The sequence below is a fragment of the Pseudomonas sp. RT4P38 genome, from assembly GCF_054897765.1.
Map to the genome: position 1 here is coordinate 1,668,991 of NZ_CM142703.1, position 19,974 is coordinate 1,688,964.

At 59.2% G+C, this 19,974-nt stretch carries 10 protein-coding genes; 4 read left to right on the plus strand and 6 right to left on the minus strand.

Translation table 11 applies throughout. From position 1 onward, the window contains the following. Positions 1 to 166 precede the first annotated feature (166 nt). From ACYZT7_RS07680 to ACYZT7_RS07695, 4 genes are all read left to right on the plus strand, one after another. On the plus strand, positions 167 to 4,849 hold the full coding sequence (locus ACYZT7_RS07680; protein ID WP_462040569.1) for a Tc toxin subunit A: 4,683 nt from the start codon (positions 167 to 169) through the stop codon (positions 4,847 to 4,849). A gap of 83 nt (positions 4,850 to 4,932) precedes the next feature. Continuing rightward, complete coding sequence (locus tag ACYZT7_RS07685) at positions 4,933 to 9,444, plus strand: Tc toxin subunit A-related protein (RefSeq protein ID WP_462040570.1); 4,512 nt, start codon at positions 4,933 to 4,935, stop codon at positions 9,442 to 9,444. Further along, positions 9,441 to 12,293 (plus strand): hypothetical protein, encoded by a 2,853-nt coding sequence (locus ACYZT7_RS07690; RefSeq protein ID WP_462040571.1) that lies wholly within the window; start codon positions 9,441 to 9,443, stop codon positions 12,291 to 12,293. Before ACYZT7_RS07685 ends, ACYZT7_RS07690 begins: the two co-directional genes overlap by 4 nt. A 3-nt stretch (positions 12,294 to 12,296) precedes the next feature. Beyond that, positions 12,297 to 13,067, plus strand: coding sequence for a hypothetical protein (locus ACYZT7_RS07695; RefSeq protein WP_462040572.1), 771 nt, complete (start codon positions 12,297 to 12,299; stop codon positions 13,065 to 13,067). Here ACYZT7_RS07695 and ACYZT7_RS07700 read toward each other — a convergent pair. From ACYZT7_RS07700 to ACYZT7_RS07725, 6 genes are read right to left on the minus strand one after another with little or no spacing between them, the layout of a single operon-like run. Beyond that, positions 13,064 to 14,395, minus strand: a complete 1,332-nt coding sequence (locus tag ACYZT7_RS07700) for a DUF58 domain-containing protein (RefSeq protein ID WP_462040573.1) — start codon at positions 14,393 to 14,395, stop codon at positions 13,064 to 13,066. The two genes, ACYZT7_RS07695 and ACYZT7_RS07700, sit on opposite strands and share 4 nt — an antisense overlap. Then, a complete protein-coding gene (locus ACYZT7_RS07705) occupies positions 14,392 to 15,393 on the minus strand; it encodes an AAA family ATPase (protein ID WP_461969132.1) in 1,002 nt (333 codons plus the stop codon). Before ACYZT7_RS07705 ends, ACYZT7_RS07700 begins: the two co-directional genes overlap by 4 nt. Continuing rightward, positions 15,390 to 16,565 (minus strand): DUF4350 domain-containing protein, encoded by a 1,176-nt coding sequence (locus ACYZT7_RS07710; protein ID WP_462040574.1) that lies wholly within the window; start codon positions 16,563 to 16,565, stop codon positions 15,390 to 15,392. The genes ACYZT7_RS07705 and ACYZT7_RS07710 overlap by 4 nt, the downstream gene beginning before the upstream one ends. Further along, a complete protein-coding gene (locus ACYZT7_RS07715) occupies positions 16,562 to 18,112 on the minus strand; it encodes a DUF4129 domain-containing protein (RefSeq protein WP_462040575.1) in 1,551 nt (516 codons plus the stop codon). Before ACYZT7_RS07715 ends, ACYZT7_RS07710 begins: the two co-directional genes overlap by 4 nt. Further along, a complete protein-coding gene (locus ACYZT7_RS07720; RefSeq protein WP_462040576.1) occupies positions 18,099 to 19,076 on the minus strand; it encodes a stage II sporulation protein M in 978 nt (325 codons plus the stop codon). The genes ACYZT7_RS07715 and ACYZT7_RS07720 overlap by 14 nt, the downstream gene beginning before the upstream one ends. After that, entirely contained in the window at positions 19,073 to 19,798 is a 726-nt protein-coding gene (locus ACYZT7_RS07725; RefSeq protein WP_462040577.1) for an RDD family protein, read from the minus strand. The genes ACYZT7_RS07720 and ACYZT7_RS07725 overlap by 4 nt, the downstream gene beginning before the upstream one ends. Between the last annotated feature and the right edge of the window lie 176 nt (positions 19,799 to 19,974).

The window sequence follows — 19,974 nt, forward strand, 5'->3', positions numbered from 1 at the left end:
TGCTCACGATTTCGAACGTCCAATATTCCGACCGATGGTCATAAAACCTGTCAGATATGACAGTAGCGCCGTCCCTTCAGCAAGCGCTAAATCAACCCTGTCGATTGCATCGCCAACCCATTGACGGGGTTCGGCACTCTTTTTTGCCTGAAGGGAAAATACCGCAATGAATGCATCTTATAACCGTCCGGTTCACCAGTTAATCAAGGCTGTACTGGGGGAGGATCGCATTGGCATGGCCCAGCCTTTCAATGATTTCATCGAGCAGAACCCCAGCGTGTTCGACTTGATAAAACTGGGGCCTGCCGGATTGCAGACGCTTGGCCTCAGCCGGGAACAAGCCCGCAACCTGATCGCCCGGGGCAATGCCCTGGCGTTGTATATGGCCAGGGTGTTTCGCGAGCAGAGCTTGCGCGCTACGTCGATCCAAGACGATGAACAAGCGATGGTGCCGTTGCCCACGTACATGGAGCAGTTCAGCCCGGATATCGACGCCGCCGCCCCGCCGGGCAGCCCCGAGCACAGCGCGTCCACCACCGCGTATATGGTGGCCTTGCGCGAGTGGGTCCAAGACAACATCGTATCGCAGGGTGATTCATCGCAGACCATCCCTCTGGATGAGCGTCGCCCCGATGTGGACCAATTGCTGATCGACGAGATGGCGGTGAATCGCGTGCAGTCGCGGCTGGAAATTGCCAACTCGGTGCTTGAAGCGCAGATCATGTCCCGGCAGCAAGGTGACTTCCCGGACGTCAAGGCATACCTGCGCACCCTGCGTTTTCATAACGGCCTGCCCTATGACCATGATTGGGAAAGTATTTCCCATGTCGTCGACACGGCCCTGAAAGACGGGTCGTTGGGGGATGTCATTCGCCGGGTCGACCTGGACTATCCGTATTTCAAGAACCCGGGCGCCCAAGGGGCACGCGCCGAAGCTGCCTCGCAACTGGGCAGCGGGATCGGGCCGCTGCACTTGTCGTTGTTGCTCGAAGACCCGTACTTTGCGTTAGATGGCACGATGGCTGAGGCTCCGCTGCGAAGGGTGGATCCGCGTACCCGGCTGGTCGACCCGCAACCGGAAAAGTCCGCTGTCAACTTCTATCCGGACAACTTTGGCGGGTTGGCGGGTTCCCTCCCGGAGCTGCGCGAGCTCTGGATTTTCAAGGATGCAACGCGCCTTGATCAACGCGGGGTCGAGTGCTTGCTGGGGCTTGGGGCCTTCACGCCCAAACTCTCCGCCAACGCTCCCCTGCTGGGTAACTCCGATGTGCCATACACGGGCGTAGCGGCAGGCGCCCGGTATGTCCATGGTGGGAAAGAACCTGCGATCAAACTGGTGAACGACGGCCCTGATGCGAAATTCCAATTGCATCATGTGGGGGAGAGTTCTGCTCCGATACTGGAACACCGCGTGGATCGCATCAATCGCAAGTGCCGCCTGGATCGCCTGTTGCAGTTGCCCAGCCATCAGGTCGATCAATTGCTGATGGCGGCGATGCATGCCGAGCATCGCGGCACCGGCAAACCGTCCATATGGATCAGGCCCAATACGCTGCGATGCCTGGGGCTGTTCAAGGTGTTGAATACCGTTTACGACTGCCAGGCCGAAGAGTTCGCGGCGTTCATCGATGTACTGTCGGTATATGGCCAGGATGGACAACTGTCGCACTTTGATCGTGTGTATAACCGACAGGCGACGTTTAACGACCCCTTGCGCATCGATGATGTCGAGTTTGCAATCGTGCCGCGCACGGAAGCAGAGCAGCAGACGGTGCATCAGATTTGCAGTGCGCTGGAAATCAACTTCGAGACCTACCGCTACCTGGCCACAGTGATCGCCAAGGCGTTTGGCCTCAAGACCCACTTGACGCGCAGCCTGGCGATTCTTTCCAGCTTCTGGCGTCTGGTGCGGCTGGGCAGATTGTTCGGACTTACCCCCATCGAATCGACGGCACTCCTGCAAACCCTGAGCGAGGGCGAGGGCCTGGTGGCGCAATTGGCGGGCGAGCCTGCGGTGTCAAGTTTCGGTTCGGGGGACGGTGCGGATGCATTGAGCGCCATCCGCGGGTTGATGACTTGCGTGGCCTGGGCCCGCGACTACGACTTACCGGTGCTGTGGTTGGTGCAAAACGTCAACCCGGTGTACGTGCCGACCGTTTGGTCCGAGGCCCAGGAGCAGCTTTTGCGGCAATTGCGCAGCCAAGTGCAACCGGTGGTCGTCCAGGGGGCCACGCTGCGGGAGGAAGGCGCACCGTTACGGGACAGTAACGAGCAGCTCATCGAGTGGCTAACGCTGCTGAGCCCGCTGGTGGACGATAAAGGGCTGGTGATCGGGCGTCATGACGAAACCGAGTCGCAGTATCGGGCGCGTGCCAATTCAGAAATCGAGGCGATTGTGCTGACTGTGTTTTCGGCAGTCGGGGACATCCCTAAACGTGAGCCACTGCAAACACTCATCCGCACGATCGTGTTGCGCTGCCGGGACGAGCAGCGGGTGGTGGTAGAAGAAGGCATTTCTGTTTATCTGAAGCTGGATTCATTGCTGGCAGCCCAAGTGTTGTCGTGGTCCCAGGGGCATCCGTATGACTTTTTGAAAGAGGCTATGTCTCTGCCCTCTGATACTTCACAGGTACGGCAGATGCTGGATCAGCCGAATGTGTTCCTGCAAATGCTCGCGGAACTGGAGCGGCGCGGCCGCATTGCCGACAAGTTGGAGTTGAGTCCATCAATGCTGCGTACCCTTCTGGCAGGCGAGCAGTACCAATGGTTCAGTCTCGAGAACCCTTATGACATTTCACTGCGCGCGGTGTACTACCTGGCGTTCTACCGTCGACTGATTACGAGGGCACGCCAGCCTGAAGAAAAAATGCTCGACTACTTGCTTCAGGTCAACCAGTTGCCCGACGACTTGACGCCTGACGCGCTGCGCCTGATGCGTGATGCGGCGGCCGACAAACTGGCGACGTATTTCGGCTGCGGGATGCGGCATGTGCTCGAATGCGCCGAGCACATCAACCATGAAGTTGAAGGCAGCGACAGCCCGGCCCGACCCATACTGAGCACTCTGGTGCACCTGGATTTGCTGGATCGCACATTGGAGCTGGCCCGAAACGGCATGGACGCCACCGCTGCGTTCAGCCTGGGTGCATTGTCCCCGCTGGATCTGGAACCGGTCTATGCATTAGCCGCGCAGTACGCTCTGGAAAGCCTGGCCCGATTCAACGCCATGACGACCCCCCAGGACTCGGCTGAAGTGGGGCAGAGTTTCACCAGCCGCTGCATCGTGGACAACCCGACCCTGATTGCGAACCTGCTACAGGAAGTCGCGGAGTTCGAATGCACGTTGCTCGACTTTTACGGCGAGCCGCTCAAGGGCGTGGACATTCACTGGGCGACAGACCTGGGGGCCATGCTCACGCCTGTGACCCGCACCGACGATCAGGGGCGCGCCTGGGCCAGGCTGCAAGCGGGGGCGAGGATGGGCACCGCCCATGTGTCATTCAATTTGCCGCTGTACGAGCCGGTTTACGCGCCGTCGGTAGTGATTGATTGCGATGAAATGACCCTGAAGTTCAATTCCGAGTTGAGCGGGTTGCCGCCTAGAGATCCGGTGCTGGCGGGGCGCCTGTGGGAGCAAGAGATGTATGCCGTGCTGATCGACGATTACGGCAATCGAGGGGCCAACCGCAGAGTGGCGTGGTCTACGACCCTGGGTGAGATTCGTCCCAGCGAAACGTTCACCGACAAGGATGGCCTGAGCCGTGTGTGGATCTCCAGTCTCAGCCCGGGCGATGCGCGAATTACGGTCGGTAACGTGGAGGGTAGTCACAGCTTCACCTTCGGTCGCCCTATCGTGTTTGCCGACAAGCCGCGGATTCTCGGTCTCCCTTCTGTTGCCACGGTGGCGATGGTCGGTCATGCCCTGGCGGTGCGCTGTCAGGTCGTTGGGCTCGACGATGAGCCTGTTGAGGGCGAGAAGGTGATGTGGTGGACGAGCAAGGAAGGGACAAAAATCGAGAGAGTCAGCGACGCAGAAGGGTTCTCCGATTTTTCTGTGACGAATCCGCAAGCCGGCGATTTGACGATCTACGCCCAGCTCGGTACTGACCCCTTTGTTGAAACCCTGGTATGGGTGGCGAGTACCGCCTTGATTCAGAACTTTTCGGAGGTCGTTCGTTTCCCGGTGGCGGGCGCGCCACGGCCAACCTTGCTGTGGGTCGATGTGAAGGACTTAATAGATTTGGGGGAGAAGCCGGTGGCCAATTATCCGGTGTCGTGGAAAGTCGGTTCGCAAACGGAAGTTCTGATTGCGACCGATGCGCAGGGTCGGTCGGTTTATCCATTCCAGTCTGATTCGCCAGGTAACGTCCAGGTGACCGCGACGCTGAAACTTCATGAGGCTGTTACGCAGACGTTCGATCTGACCGTCGTTGACGCCTTCGAATGGAGCGTCAGGCTGGTCACTATCGATTCCGTTGGCGGTGAAACCTCTGTGCCGATCACCCCTGGTACCGATGAACTCACGCTGTTGCGAAACGGCAAATACCGCCTTGAAATCTTGCCGGTCGATGCCACGCAGCTCAAGGGTAGTTTTGGTGCGCTGGGGTGGAGTTCCGACTATTCGACCCAGGCGCTGGGAATGGTGTTCAAGCCGTCGCTGGCCACGCGCTGTCCATTCACCGACGCGCCTTATGAGGTGCACATCCAGACCGGCGACGTGCGAAACGGGCGGTTCCAGTTGAGTTTGTTCTGCGACCGCTTGAACGAGGCATTGGTGATTGAAGGCAGCCTGAGCAAACGCCTGCCGGGAAAACGCGCCATTGCTCGGCGGTCATCGTCGACATCATGAATTGATCGGTTGTCCAGAGACCTGGCTTGGCCACGCTGCGCGTCGGCCGCTCGGGTCATCACGCAGCGACAGGGAGAAAAACAATGGAAACGCACCAAATCAATGAGCTGGCGCAACGTTACACCGCAGCAATGGTGGAAGCGGTGCTGGGGCAGAAACTGTGGTCAGGTGCAGTCACGCTGCGTACCCGTGATGACTTGAGCGAGTATCTGATGCTCGATACCCAGGACAGCGCCCAGTTGCAGGCCACCCGGATATCCTCGACCGTGCGGTGCTTGCAGCAACACATCCAGTCGGTTTACAGCGGCATGGAAAAGGGCTACGAAAACAGCTATTTCGAACAAGATGACTTGCAGTACTGGTACCAGATCCTGAGTCACTACAGCACGTGGTCGGCCAATGTGCTGCTCAAGGATCAGGCGGAGAACTACATTGTTCCGTCACTTCGCTTGAAGAAAACCAGTTTGTTTCGGGCTCTGGAAAACAGTATTAACCAGATGCGCCTGAGTACCGGGTCGGTGCAGCAGGGCTTGATGGAATACACCCAGGCCTTCCAGCGTATCTGTGATCTGGATGTGCGCAGCGGCTATATCGACGGAGCGAACGTTCAGGACGCGCGCTATTACCTCATTGGCCAGGAACGGACGCCGCCGTTTGCTTACTACTTGCGCAACGTCAAGGTCGAACTGGATAACCAAAGCCATAAGATCAACCCCACAGCCTGGGGCGAATGGCGAAAGTGTGAAATCGCGACCACGGGCACCGTGGTGGATATCCGCTGCGTGAAATGGCTGGGGTTGCCCGTCCTGGTCTGGTGTGAATGGCGCGAGCGCCAGATCGATAGCAACGGCGTGGTGCAGTCGCCCTGGTCGCTGGAAATCAAAGTCTCGTTCAGTTCCCTGAACGGTCAGTGGTCGGCCCCGTTGTCACTGCATCAGCGTGACTGCGAATACGATGTTTCCAACGGCCGCCTGACCGTTGTGTCACTGGGCGACGGTGATCCGCGCGATGATCGATTGGCTGTTTGTTACACCAACCGTCACGGCCTGGACGGGCCGGCTTCGTTCCATGAAATAGAAATTCATGAAACCCGCGATGCATTGTTTCGCAAAGTCGCAGATGACACCGCGACCCTGCTGACGATGACCTTCGGGCGCTTCAGGAATGCAGCCAGCCTGCAACAAAAAGTGGTACCCCAGGATTATTCGACAGTCACCGTCGACAGTACCGTGCAAACGCCGGGCTCGATCAATGCTCAGTTGTTTCTGGATGCCATCTTTACCCGCGAGCAAGGGGCGGACAATAACTTTTATGAAGTGCTTCGGGTTCGGGGACGTTGCGATGCCGTGAAAGTAGAGAGTCGGGTGCTTGAGCGTTTGTCGATCAGTTGGAGGGCGGTGAGCAGCCCGACATTCGACATCAGGATTGTGGATGCCGGCGAGAAACAACTCGGTATCACCCTGACCACGCGGGAGAAGCCGAAGCAAGTTCATGCGGTGCAACTGCCCAAGGGCGCTGCCAAGGAAACCATCCATACCTTTGCCGCCGATGACTTCGCGGAAACATCGGTCGGTGACGGGATATGGGTGGCAGAAGCCGTAGCCACGCTCACGCCCGATTCATTGACGTATCTGCTTGCAAGAACTCAAGACGAGATTCGGGCCGGCGCCGGTTTTTCCGTCACCGGTCTGGGGGACGCCGTGCTGAATGAGCAAAATCAGGTGGTTCCCAGAGTCTTCTATGCCCCCGTGGTTTTCAAACTCGTATTTGAAGCCCGGACTGTTGAGGATCCGTCAGACTGGATCTCGACCGGCGTGCTGGACGGCCAATATGCGACCCCTTGGCGGACTTATCGTCGAAGCGTTCCATCGGTGGGTATCAACAATTTTCCCATCGGTTCACCGATCGACTTTTCGTTCGGTGAAGCGGATGAGGACAAAAAGGGCTACGGGCGCAACAAATTCTCTGTGGTGCTGCAAGAGAGACCGCGCCTGTACACAACCCCGTCCATCGACAAGAGCAGCGCCGAGGGCGCGCAATTTCTGAGTTTCAACAATCCCCAACAGACCCTCAAATACGCACGGGTGAACTCCCTGTTCGGCCCCGTGCTGACCAGCCGGGCCGCGGTGTCGGTTGATGCCTTGCTGGCCTGGGATACCCAGCATGTCGAGGAACCTCGTATGCCGGATGAAAAGATCGAGAGTGGCGGGCCATTCGACGGCTGCAACGGTTTGTATTTCTGGGAGCTGTTTTTCCATACGCCGGATCTGGTGGGTTCACGCCTGTCGGCGGAGGGGCGTCACCACGAAGCGCAAGGTTGGTACGAGTACGTTTTCAACCCATTGGCACGTGAGGTTGAGCCGCCGGAGAATCCGAATCCCGATGATCCGGTGGTGATTAAGGCGCCAGCCTACTGGCGTTGCCGCCCGCTGCAAAACGAGAACATCGAATGTTCATATGAAAGTGCGGCGCCGTCGGATCCGGACGCGATCGGTTATTGCGCGCCCATTCACTTCAAGATCGCCATTTTTCTGCGCTACCTGGAAAACCTGATCGAGTGGGGCGACGGCCTGTATCGCCACCTGGATTACGACAGCATGGTTCACGCCGCGCTGAATTACAGCAGGGCCCTGACGATGATCGGCCAAGAGCCGGTCACTCAAACAGCCAGCACGTGGCAACCCGTGAAGCTGGAAGAGTTGCTGGTGACGATTAACGGGCGCGAGCCGCTCAAGGCGTTTGAAGCCGGTTTTGAACTGAGCCTGGCCGATGTGCCTACCGGCATGCTCGCCACACCGCGTTTCGATCTGCTGGGTTCAGGCGTGTTCCGACCCGGGATGAATGAGCGGCCCAAAGCGTTGTGGACGTTGCTCACTTCACGGCTCACCAACTTGCGTAACAATCGCTCGATCGACGGTCAGCCGTTGTCGATTCCCTTGTTCGCGCCAACGATGGATCCGCTGCAGCTATTGCGTGCGCAGGCGGACGGCAATCTGGGAGCCGCGCGAAATCCGGGAGGACAGGTACAGGTGGTGCCCTATAAATGGCAGACCGTGTACAACCTGGCACTGCAAGGCACGGAGTTTCTGATCCAGCAAGAGGATCAGCTCAGGTCATGGCTGGATCAGCGTGATCGGGGAGAGCTGGAGGAGCTGCAACAAAGCCACATGATCGAGCTGGCCGACTATGCCCGGTCGATCCACGAGGCGACGATTGCCCAGCTTGAAGCGACGGCCGCGTCGTTGCGGCAAAGCGAAAGCATGGTCAAGGCCCGTGCGCAGCATTATGAGCAATTGATTGAAGAAGGGGTCTCCAAGGCTGAGTCCAACGCTCTGGAAAACAGCAGGATTGCCCGATATGTCGCCATGGGGGCTGGGGCATTGCGAGCAACGGGGGCAGCGCTGGATGTGATTCCCAACATCTACGGGATGGCCAACGGCGGCATGCGTCCTGCGGCGATCCCATATGCCTTCGCCGAAGTGGCTCAGTTGGCGGCGGATTTCATGATGCGTGAAGCCGACGAAGCCAGCATCATCGGGCAGCAACAGCGGCGCAAGCAAGAATGGGAGCTTGCGCGCGATCAATCCAACGCCGAGGCACGGGTGTTGCGCGAGCAGCTATTGGCCCAGGATCACGCGATCAGCGCCGCCCGGGCCAGTCTGCAGCAGGCTGAAATAGCCAACACCCAGGCCAAGGCAGTGTACGCGTTCTACAAGAATCGCAGCACCGGCCGCGAGTTGAGCAACTGGGTCGTGGGGCAAGTGAAGACCTTGATCTACCAGGTTTACGACGTGGTCGCCGGCCTGTGTCTATGTGCCGAAACCTGTTGGCAGTATGAAATGGCCGACTACAAAACCCGGTTTATCCGCCCTGATGTCTGGATGGACACCTACCACGGGTTCACGACCGGTTCTTCGTTGAAGCTGGATCTGATGAGGATGGCGGCCGCGCGCATCAAGCGCGACGAGCACCGGCTGCAGTTGGTTAAAACGATTTCCCTCAAGACGCTGATGGGCGAGACCGAATGGAATGCTGGCATAGGTCAAGGAAAGCTGGCGTTCAAGCTGAACGAACGACTGTTCAATGAAGACTATCCGGGGCACTACAGCCGCCAGGTCAAGGGGTTGTCACTGACCTTTCCCGGCTTGTTGGGGCCGTACCAGAACATTCGTGCCTCGCTGGTGCAGATCAGCAGCTCGACGCTGCTTGAGCCGCAAATCGATGCCGTCAAATACCTTCACGGTGAACCGAATATCACCCCGCCACCAGGTTCGCTGGTGCACAACCTGCGTCCTTACCAGCAGATAGGTCTGTCCCTGGGGTTGGACGACAACGGCATGGTCGATGCGATGGATGACGGCCGCTACGCACCTTTTGAAGGCACGGGCGCCCATGCAGACTATGTCTTGACGTTCCCCAGGGTTGGGCAGCCCGCTCAAAAGAGTCTTCTGCGCTCATTGACCGACATCATTCTGACATTGAGGTATCAAGCCCGGGATGGCGGCTCAGGCTTTGCCGGGGCGGTTGAAGGGGTCATCGATGCCCCGCCCGACCAGCCAAAACGTGTCGCTCGCTTAAGGAAGACGCAGCCATGAACGATGAGAATATTTACGCCAATCATAACTTTATTCTCAACGGCGACTTTCAGGAGAGTCTGGATGGCTGGAGCGTCAATGACGAAAGGAAGGTCACCCGGCAGGACGGGCTATTGGAAGGAGAACTGGTCGGTTTTATGAACGCTGTCAATCAGGGGGCGGGATACCAGGAGATTACATTGGCAGCGTCTCCGCGCCCTGCACCCGGCAAGGCGGATTACAAGTTGATCTTCCACTATCGCGCGGTTCAGTTGGTCAACGGCGCCGTTGGTACGCTACGGATCAATCCAGGTCTGGGCGGGGAAAGAGACCTGCTACTTGCGCCCTCGCTTGAGGCTGACGTCGAGCAGGCGTCGGCTCCCGGTGTTCTGCTGGACCTCGAGCTGATCGAGTTTCCCCCTCACGTGCTAGAACTCGACTCTAACGAGGAAACTGTCAAATTCACGCTCATCAGCCCTAGCAATGGTGGCGAGGGCCGGCCGGGTGCCGTGCGGCTCGCCTTTGTGCGGGTGGAGTTGTTGCTGGAGCCTTTGCGGCTGACCGACGTGACGATTGATGGCAAGCCACAGATCCCCACTGAGAGGCTGCACTTGTGCTTTGGCGCCAATCATTCCGTTGTGCTGCAACCAGCAGCCGACAGTGCCTGGATGGATACGCAGGCAGGGTTGCTGGTAAACGATGGCGAGAGTGATCCCGAGAATATTCTCAGCGCCAATCCACTGTGGGGGCGCGAGCAGTTGATCAGAGACCCGTGGACTCTCGACTGCGCCGGGATTCTTGAGGATACGGAGGTTGAGCGCACATTGGCCGTGCGCAGTCAGTACACCGCCGACACCTATCCGTTGGATGCGGTCTGTGGGCATTTTCAGCTGGATGTCATTGCGCTGCGGGAGGCCGCCCACTACCCGGTGATCGACCTCAATCAAAGCGTGGACCTGCGTGTGCGGGTGGAGTCCCATTTCACGAAAACGCCTCTGGCCAATCGCGAAGTGACCTGGACGCTGAAAGTCCCGGACGGAGAAGATATCGAATTGCTCAGGGCCTTCTCGGGTGAGAACGGTGAGGCCGATTTTACCTGGACACCGGACACAAAAGGCGACTGGGAAATCGTGGCCTCGGTCGACAGCCATTATAAAAAGGAAGACGCCCGGTACGCGTTCAAGGTGCGGGTACTGAAGGAGGATCCTTGGCTGAGCGCGACATTCGAGCTGGATGAATCTGTGGATGAACCGGTTTGGGGAAGCGGTACTGGCTACCCATGTCGCGGCGGCACCCATCAGGTCACACTGGCGTTCCCGGCCATCCACCCATTGGCCGATACCGATCTGGCTTTACATTGGAAAGAGGGGGGCGATACGCCCGGTGGGCTGGGTGTGGAGATCACTCCAGAACTGGACACCATGAATCCGATCGATGGATCAGGCCTGGAGTGGAACATGGCCTGCGAAGACCGCAGGGACAGCAGTATCGAGCTCTGTGTCAGGTGTTCAAAACTGTTGGAGGCGTCACCCTTCCAGAGTCTGCAACTGGCGCACAACTGGCTGGTCATCGAGAGCACGAGGCAGTCCACGAGATTTCCTGTGGCGGGTGGGGTCCCGGTTAGCCTGGAGGTTCAAGTCCGTTCGATGATTCCCGGTGTGGGAAATGTTTCTGGGGTCGAGGTTGAGTGGCAACTCGATGGGGGGGGCGCGGTTTTGTTGTTGACTGGTGAAGACGGCTGGTGTGAATACCCGTTCGAACCTATCGAAGAGGGGACTTTCCAGGTCGCAGCAAGGGTGAGCAGCCCCTACGAGAATAAAACTTTGGAGTACAACTTCACGGTCGCTGTATTGGGTGAGGATCCGTGGCAGCAGTTGGCAACCGTGACGTTGGACGGAAAAGGCTCCGCACCCGTCGGACTCGTCTGTTATCGCGATGGTTTAGATGCAGCGCTGCGGGTTGATCTGGTTGGCGAAGCGTTATTGGATGAAGACATTCATTTGGAGGTGACAAGCGAAGGCGGGGAAGAGCTGCGCTTTGAATCCGATCCTCCCCTTGAGCAAAAACGTAAATTGACCCTTGATGGTTTGTCCTGGTCGGTCCGTTCGACTGCCGATGCCAGCACCCGCTTCCTGTTGCATGTGCATCACGACGAGCTACCGCGGCTTGATTTGCAGGGGTTGTTACTTTCAAGAACGCTTGAGGGCGAGGGTACGCTCAAGTTTGACGATAAGGTTCTGCCGGTTGGAAGCACGGCTTACCCTTGCCTGAGCGCCGAGCATACATTGAATTTTATTCCAAAGTCTGGCAGCCCTTTGAACACGCTTCAGCTTGCTGCCAAGTGGGAAGCCGAGGCCTTGGGTATAACGTTGAAGCCTGCGGCAGGAACTGAGCGGCAGCTGCCGTCTGTTGGTTTGGTATGGGACCTGGAATGCCCTGCCAGCAGTGGCACGAAGGACACCGGGCTCTCGCTGGAATTTACTCAAATATCGCTGACTTACCCTCCAGTGACCCTGTCGCTGGGGCATAACCGCCTTGAAGTCGTCCAGGTCCGTGAGGCCCCTTTTGATCTGGAAGTGGGTCAAACGGTCGATCTGTGGATCAAAATCCATTCCTGGTATACGAAATTGGCTGCTCAAGGTGTCGAGGTGGAATTCGCGCACCAGAACACCGCAGCACAGGCACCCACGGACGAGGACGGTTGGGCGCGATTTCCTTTCACTGCCACGATAGCGGGCGAAATCGAAGTGATTGCCACGGTTCCCAGCCTCTACGATGGCCCCGAGAATTTCCCTGCTCATACTTTTACAGTCAAGGTGCTGAGCGTCAGAGCTGAGGCACCCTCAACCATGCTGCCGCAAGAGGAATAACCCATGCTCAAGGATAACGGTACGCCCACTGTTCAAGCCGTGATTGGCGATTGGCGCCTCCCCCTTTTTGACCCTATGGTCGGTCAAAGCGTCTTTTTAGAGCTCCAGGCTCTGTCATCCGGGAACCGTAACGCTGCAGAAGGGGTGGCGGTGCTTTTCAAGGTAGCGGAACAACAGCCAACGGTGCGGGTAGTTACCAATGGCGAGGGCTGGGCGCGTTTCGCCTATAAGGCCGAACAGGCGGGGGATATCGAAGTCATCGCCACGTTGGACATCGTAAACGATGGAGCCCGGGAAGCGTCATCCCATACCTTCCGTTTCACGGCACTGGATGCCGAGGTCTGGGATGACGCCCGGATACAACTTAATGCTGAACCAACCGTATCTGTGTGGGGTGAGGGTACCCTGTTTCCCCGGACATCCGCGCCTCATACCGTCAAGCTGGCTGTCACCCGGTTAAACAGCCATCTGCTCGGCCGCGAAATCAGCCTGGGATTGACGGGTGACTCTTCGATGATCGAGCTGGGGATAACGAAAGTGGAACCGGCGCTGGGTGCTGCCCGGAAGTTGACGGAGGAAGGCTTGAGTTGGACGTTTACTGGCGGCCCTGGCGGTGCTTATGCCCTGGCACTGAGAGCGTCCCGCATACTCAGGCAATCGCCCGTCAATCGCATGTCGTTGGGGGGGACGCCTCTTCCGGAGGTTTTGTCCAAACCCCTCCCCGAGGGTGATGGTTCTGTGGCGTCTTCGGGCACCGACCCGATCACGGGTTAGAAGGCGGCGGCCCTCTTCCCGCTCAAATACCGCATCACTAGCGCGGTGCCCAATTCCACGGGCCGGGCTTGCAGCAGCGCCACGCCCTGAGCACTCAACTGCTCATGGCGTTGCGCGCCTGCATTCAGATAGTCCACCGCTGCGCAGTAAGACAAAGCGTCGTCAATGGTTTGCACCGGACGATGGCGTACTTCATCGAGTACATTTTCCCGAAGGCTGGCAACCAGCACCCGATGCTTCGCGCCCAGCCGCTTGATCGCGCTCAGCAACTCTTCATCATCCTCATCCCGCAAATTTGTCACCAACACCACCAACGCCCGACGTTTCTGTCGTACCAGCAATTGGTTGACGGCTGCCTGGTAGTCGGCGGGGCGTTGGGTGCTGTCGAGGTCGTAGACGGTGTTGAGCAGCAGATTGAGCTGGCCGGTGCCTTTGACCGGCGCGAGGTAGCGCGGTTGATCACTGGCAAACGTACTCAGGCCCACCGCATCGCCCTGGCGCAGGGCGACGTAGCTGAGCAGCAGACAGGCATTGAGCGCATGGTCGAAGTGCGACAGCTCATCGTCCTGGCTGCGCATGCGTCGGCCGCAATCAAGCATGAAGATGATCTGCTGGTCACGTTCATCTTCGTATTCACGGGCGATGGGCGTGCGGTGGCGGGCCGTGGCTTTCCAGTCGATCTGGCGCAGGCTGTCGCCCTCGCGAAACTCGCGCAGCTGATGGAATTCCAGGCCCTGGCCCCGTCGTTGGCGCTGGTGTACGCCGAGCTGGCTCAGCCAGTTGTCCACCGCCAACAGCTGGCCGCCGTAGAGCCGGGCGAAGTCGGGGTAGACGCGGGTGGTGTCGGCGACGTTGAGCAGGCGTTTGTCCGACCACAAGCCCATTGGGCTCGGTAGGCTGATTTCGCAGTGTTCGAAGGTAAAGTGGCCGCGCTTTAGCGGGCGCAGGCGATAGCCGATCCGGCTGTGTTGACCGGGTTGCAGTTCGACTGACAGCGGGAGGTTTTCGAAGCTCAGGCCGTGGGGCACATGGTCGAAGATGTGTACGGTCAGCGGTTGCGCCAAATCATGCTCGACCTCCAGTCGCACTTCGCCCCAACGACCGAGCGCCAGGCTGCCGGGCATCTGCCGTTGCACGCGCGGCGATGGCAGGCGTTTGAGGCGCGCGGCATCCAGTGTCGCCAAAACCAACAGCGCCAGCAGCAATCCCCAGTTGATCGACGACAGACTGGCGGGGACTTCAACGTCCAATGCCCGCAAAGTGCCCAGCACAATGCCGATGGCCAACAGGACCGCCAGCCAGATCAATAGCAGGCGCGAAGGTTTCACAACCGCGGCGCCGGAACTTGATCGAGCAGTTGCTTGAGCACCTGATCGACGTCCAGCCCTTCGATGTCCAGCTCCGGCGCAATGCGCACACGATGGCGCAGCACGGCCAATGCGCAGCCTTTGATGTCATCCGGAATCACGAACTCGCCACCGCGCAGCAGCGCCCGGGCTCGGGCACAACGCACCAGCGCGATTGAAGCGCGTGGTCCGGCGCCGAGGGTCAGGCCGGGCCAGGTGCGGGTGGTACGGGCCAGACGCACGGCGTAATCGAGCACCTGATCGTCCAGCGGCAAATCGCTGGCAATGCGTTGCAGGGCCAGCACGTCTTTGGCTTGCAACACCGTGCGCAGCGGTTGCACGTCGAGCATGTCGGCGCGGGTCGAGCGGCTGACCTGGCGCACCATGTTCAATTCTTGTTCGGCGTCGGGGTAATCCATGCGCACCTTGAGCATGAAGCGATCGAGCTCAGCTTCGGGCAGTGGATAAGTCCCTTCCTGTTCGATCGGGTTTTGCGTGGCAAGCACCATGAACGGTTGCACGATGGGCAGGGCGCGGCCTTCGAGGGTGACCTGGCGTTCCTGCATGGCTTCGAGCAGCGCCGCCTGGGTTTTCGCCGGGGCGCGGTTGATCTCGTCGGCCAGCAGCAGGTTGGTGAATAACGGACCTTTACGCAGTTTGAACTGCTCGGTGTGCAAGTCGTACACCGCGTGTCCGGTGACGTCGCTGGGCATCAGGTCCGGGGTGAACTGGATGCGTGCGAACTCGCCACCAAAGCAGCGGGCGAGGGCGCGCACCAACAAGGTTTTGCCCAACCCCGGCACGCCTTCGAGCAGCACATGGCCGCCAGCGATCAGGGCGGTGAGGACGTCGTCGATCACCGTGTTTTGGCCGATCACGGCTTTTCGTAATTCGGTCCGTACCGCTTGGGCCAATTGACTGGCGCGCTGGCGTTGCTGAGCGGCGTGGGATGGCACGCCGGGCTCGATCTGTTGACTCATAGCGTGTTCCTCAAGGTTTGCAGGTGGGCGACCTGACGGCTGAATTCAGCGCTGGACAGCCGCTGTTTCGCTCGCGCGCTCATGGCCTGGCTGATAGCGCGTGTGGGTTGGCCGGTCAGGCGTGCGAGCACCAGCCATTGCTCGGCAACGTTCAATTGTTCGAAACCGGGATGACGGCGCCGCACACGACGCAGGATGTCTTGTTGCAAGGCTTGCAGCAGGTGCTGTTGCCCGTTGCGGCGCAACATGAAATCGGCGCTGGCGCGCAGGTGTTCCTGAAGTTGCCGGCGACCTTTCGGAGCAGGTTCCAGCAGCGGACCATTGCGCCCCCCGACATGCCAGAGCGCAAGCCCGATCAGGGCGATGAGGGCGACCAACGCCTGAGGGAAATTACGCAGTAGCAAGGTCAGCAGACTGTCGTGATCGGTGTTGAACACCAAGGTCACGTTCGTGTCGGCGGTCAGGTACCAGAGCAGCCAGGCGTTGTCGTATTGGTCGATGGCCGGGGCTTTCCACAGGTCGGCGTCGGTGACCACGGTGATCGAACCGAGCCCGTGGTTCAGCTGCATCATGTGCGTGGCCTTGCCGCTGTTGGCCCAGGCTTGCGCGAGGTTTTTCGGGTCTTCGAGATGGAACGCGGTATCGAAGCTGGCGTAGGCCGGCGAGTCTTCCTCTTCCAGATACAGCTTGGTCAGTTTGGGGTAAGGGTCGTCGCCAATAGTGGGCGGCGGCTCCTTGAGGTCTTTGCTCAGCGACTGGTGCAACTGCACCCGGTCGAGCAACAGGTCATTGCTTTGGCCGGTCTTTTCATCCCACAACGACAGGGCAACAAACAACAGACGCCCGCCGGCCCGGGTCCAGTTCATCACTTGATCAATCTGGCGCGGGGTCATGTTGTAGCGGTCCCCGAGCAACAACAGACTGTGTTGATGTGGATCGAGGGTGGGCAGCACGTCGAGGCTGTTGGCGTGGCTGATGGTCAGGCCCTGTTTGCGCAGGAAATGCTCGGCGGCCAGATAGGGATTGGTCTGGGCTTCGGGGGACGGGCCATGATCAATTTCTGCCTGATAGGGCGTGGCCTTCAGGTACAGATAAACACTCAGCACGCTCAACAGCACGCTCAACAGCACGCTGATGAACACGCCGACCGAAAGTCGTAACCGCCGGCTCAACGGGGCGCTCCCGGGCCGAACAATATTCGCCAGCCGTCACAGAGTTCCTGTTGCAAATGCGCGGGCGGCAGGCGATGCCCGTAGGCCATGTTCTGCCAGTGCCCGGTCAGGTTTTTGCTGAAGGCCAGCAAGGCCGGTTGTTGCAGTTGCAGTTGCTCGATGCGTTGGAGCACCTCGCCTTCCGTGTCGGCGGGTTTCAGCGCCATGTTGTGATCGTGCAACAGATGGCTGAGCAGGGCGCGATAGAGCAACCCGAGGGCAGCGCGCGGGTTGGTTTGCCAGAGACTTTCGGCGCTGGCTGCGATGTCAGCGGGCAGGGTTTCGCGATTCAGGTCCAGACTGAAAGCTTGCTGTGGCAATGGGCGTGCGACTTTACGGTTTAACCCCGACCTACGGCTGACGAACGCCTGCAACCCGTCGCGGTAACGCCAGATCAGCAAGCCGATGGCACCCATCACGGCGCCCCACAGCAGCACTTCAATCAAGCTGGCGAGAAAGCCGAAACGCTGGCTATCGAACAGACTGGCCAAGGCCTTCAGCCATTCAGGTGTTTTCCCGTCATCCGGTGCTTGAGTGTCGGGTTTGTCTTCGCCAAACCGATAGCGGGTCACCGTTTCCTTGTTCTTGAACGGGGGCTGATCGAGAATTTTCTTGATGCTGTCTTTGGAGGCCTGACTGGTCAGCGGTTGATCCAGCAGGCGTGGGCTGTCCGGCGTGATCACCGGCTCATCGGCCCAGACGTTGGGTGCGGTCGGCACCAGCAGTATCGCGGCCAGCAGCAGAGTGACCGCCGTGGTGTTGAGGCGTTGGCGCAATCGGCGGAACACCAGTTCGATGTCCCAGGCTTCCAGCACCGTGCGCCGATTCAGATAAAGGCTGAAGCCGCAGGCCACATAGATCGGTTCCCAGACAATCAGCACCAGCACGTAAAAGGCATTGGTCAGGTGTTCCAGCCATCGCCAGTCCTGAGTGGTGGCGGTGATCAGGGTCTGCCAGCTCCAGTCGAGTTCGACCTGTTGCGGCAAGAACATATAGAACAGCACCATCAGGCCGATCCATAACGCGCTTTCCAGATGTACACCGATGATCGTCAGCCACCGCGCGGAACCGGCGTTGCGCTGCAACAGCACCTGCAAGCGCTGTTGTCGTGCCTGCCCACTCAGCCCTTCGAGTTGCACCACCGGCATCACAAAACTGCGGCTCAGGCTCAGCCGTCGCCAGGTCAGGCTGGCCAGCAGTTGTGGCTTGAGCAGGCGCGGCCATTGGCGCAGCGCCTGTTTCAATGTGGGCGTTTCACCGAACATTACTTTGGAAAGGATGTACAACGGCAGTCGTTCGAACACCGGTTTCAGCCACCAGAAGATGAACACGGCGAGGGAGGGCGAATCCCACAGAAACAAGGTGAGCAGGGCGAAGATCGGCAAGGTGATGATGGCCCAACTGGTCATCAGCAATCGTCGATGGCGCTGGCTCAGCAGCACGCCCAGGTCCATGGCTTCCCAGGTTGTGCGCGGGCGGATCACGACCGTGGCGTCACTCAGGCGCATGGCGGGTTCGTCCGGCAAACAGCAGATAAGTCGCCACCAATAACCAAAGCGCCGCGCCGACCAGATATTTGGTGATTGGCGTTGGTGCGGTCATCGACGACCAGTAGGCTTCGATAAACGCGGCAATCAGCAGAAACAGCATGACGCCGCAGATCAGCAACACGCTTTTGCGTGCCGCCAGTCGCAACGCTTCGGCGCGGGGCAGGCGTCCCGGTGCGATCAATGCCCAGCCCAGTTGCAGGCCGGCGGCACCGGCCAGCGCAATGGCGCTCAGTTCGAACGCGCCGTGACCGATCACGAACGACCAGAAGGTTTGCCCGTAGCCGATGTGCGTCAGGTGCCCGGCCACCGCGCCGATCATCAAGCCGTTGAAGAACAGGAAAAACGCGCTGCCCAGACCAAACAGCAAACCGCTGGCGAAGGTCTGAAAGGCGATGCCAATGTTGTGCATGATGTAGTAACCGAACATCACCCAGTCTTCACTGGCGGCGCGTTCCGCCGAACGCCCCAGGTGACCGGCGTCGGGGTCGTACATACCTTGCATCTCGCTGACCTGCTCAGCCGGGATCAGGTTGTAGACCAGGTCCGGGAACAGATATACCAGCAGCGCGAAGCCGATCAGGCTGCCAAAAAACATCAGGCCGGCGGCGAGCACAAAGCGCCATTGTTCGCGCACCAGGCGCGGGAAGTCGGCAAGGATAAAGCTCAGTAGGTTGGCGCCCAGTCGACTGCGATGCCGATAAAGCTGTTGATGCCCTCGCAGCACGTGTTGCTGCAAGGAGTCGATCAGGAAACTGCTGTAGCCACGTTCCTGAGCCAGTGCCAACTGGTGGCAGAGCCGTCGATAGTCTTTCGGGAAACTGGCGATCCGTGAGGTTTCCTTGCCTCGCTCCAGCTGTTCGAGCATCAGGGAAAACTGCTCCCATTCGGCCTTGTGGCGATTTTCGAAAAGACTTTGCTTCATGCGGGCCCCAACAAGCCGCGGGCGATGCCATTGAGTTCCGCCACGGCGCGTGGCGCGGAGACCTGCAACGGTTGGGCAAGGATCGACGCGAGTTCGTTCGTCCGCGCTTCGGAGAGTTCGCCCTGGCGCTCGGCAAACCCGAGAATGGCGCGTTGTTCGAGCAGCGTCAGGGCAAAGGCCGGGCACCGAGGCTGGACGTCGGGCAGTTGCGGTCGGGTCAACGGCTGTTCACGGTAGATCACCAGCGTGCCGGCGGACAAGTCGCCGAGGCGTTTGAAGGTGGGGTGTTGCAGGCAGCTGATGGCGCCGAGGAAGTAGCCAAATGGCAGCAGGTCGACAAATCGCAGCAGGTTGCGCAACAGCGAAGCAGACCAGCCGATCGGGGTGCCATCGTCCTGCACCACGCGCAGGCCCATCCACTGCTTGCCTGGCGAACGACCCTGGTTGAGCACTTCGAACAGCACCATGTACCACCAGCTCACCACGAACAGCAAAATCGAGCCAAGCCCTGCGCCGAGTTTTCCGAGAAATGCCAACACAATAAACAGCAGGCCCAGGATCAACCCGCGCAACACAAGGTCGATGGCGAACGCCAGCGCACGAACCATCAACCCGGCCGGGCGCAGTGGCAAGTCGATGCCTTCCGGCGTTTCGACTTGATACCGCGTATCCAGTGGTGGGGACAGCGTCGCTTTCCTTGGCAGTGCTGTGGTCTCGAGCATGGGCAACCTTGATGTGGCCTCTTCGGGATTCGATGTCCGTCCGATGCTAGCAGTCTCTCGGGGGGGAACGACATAACTATGTATTGCACGGTAAGTGGCCAGAGGTGATTGAATGACGAGATTACTGGCCGGGGCGGGATGTGAACGCCTAGACTTCGCCGATCTTCAGTTCAGGA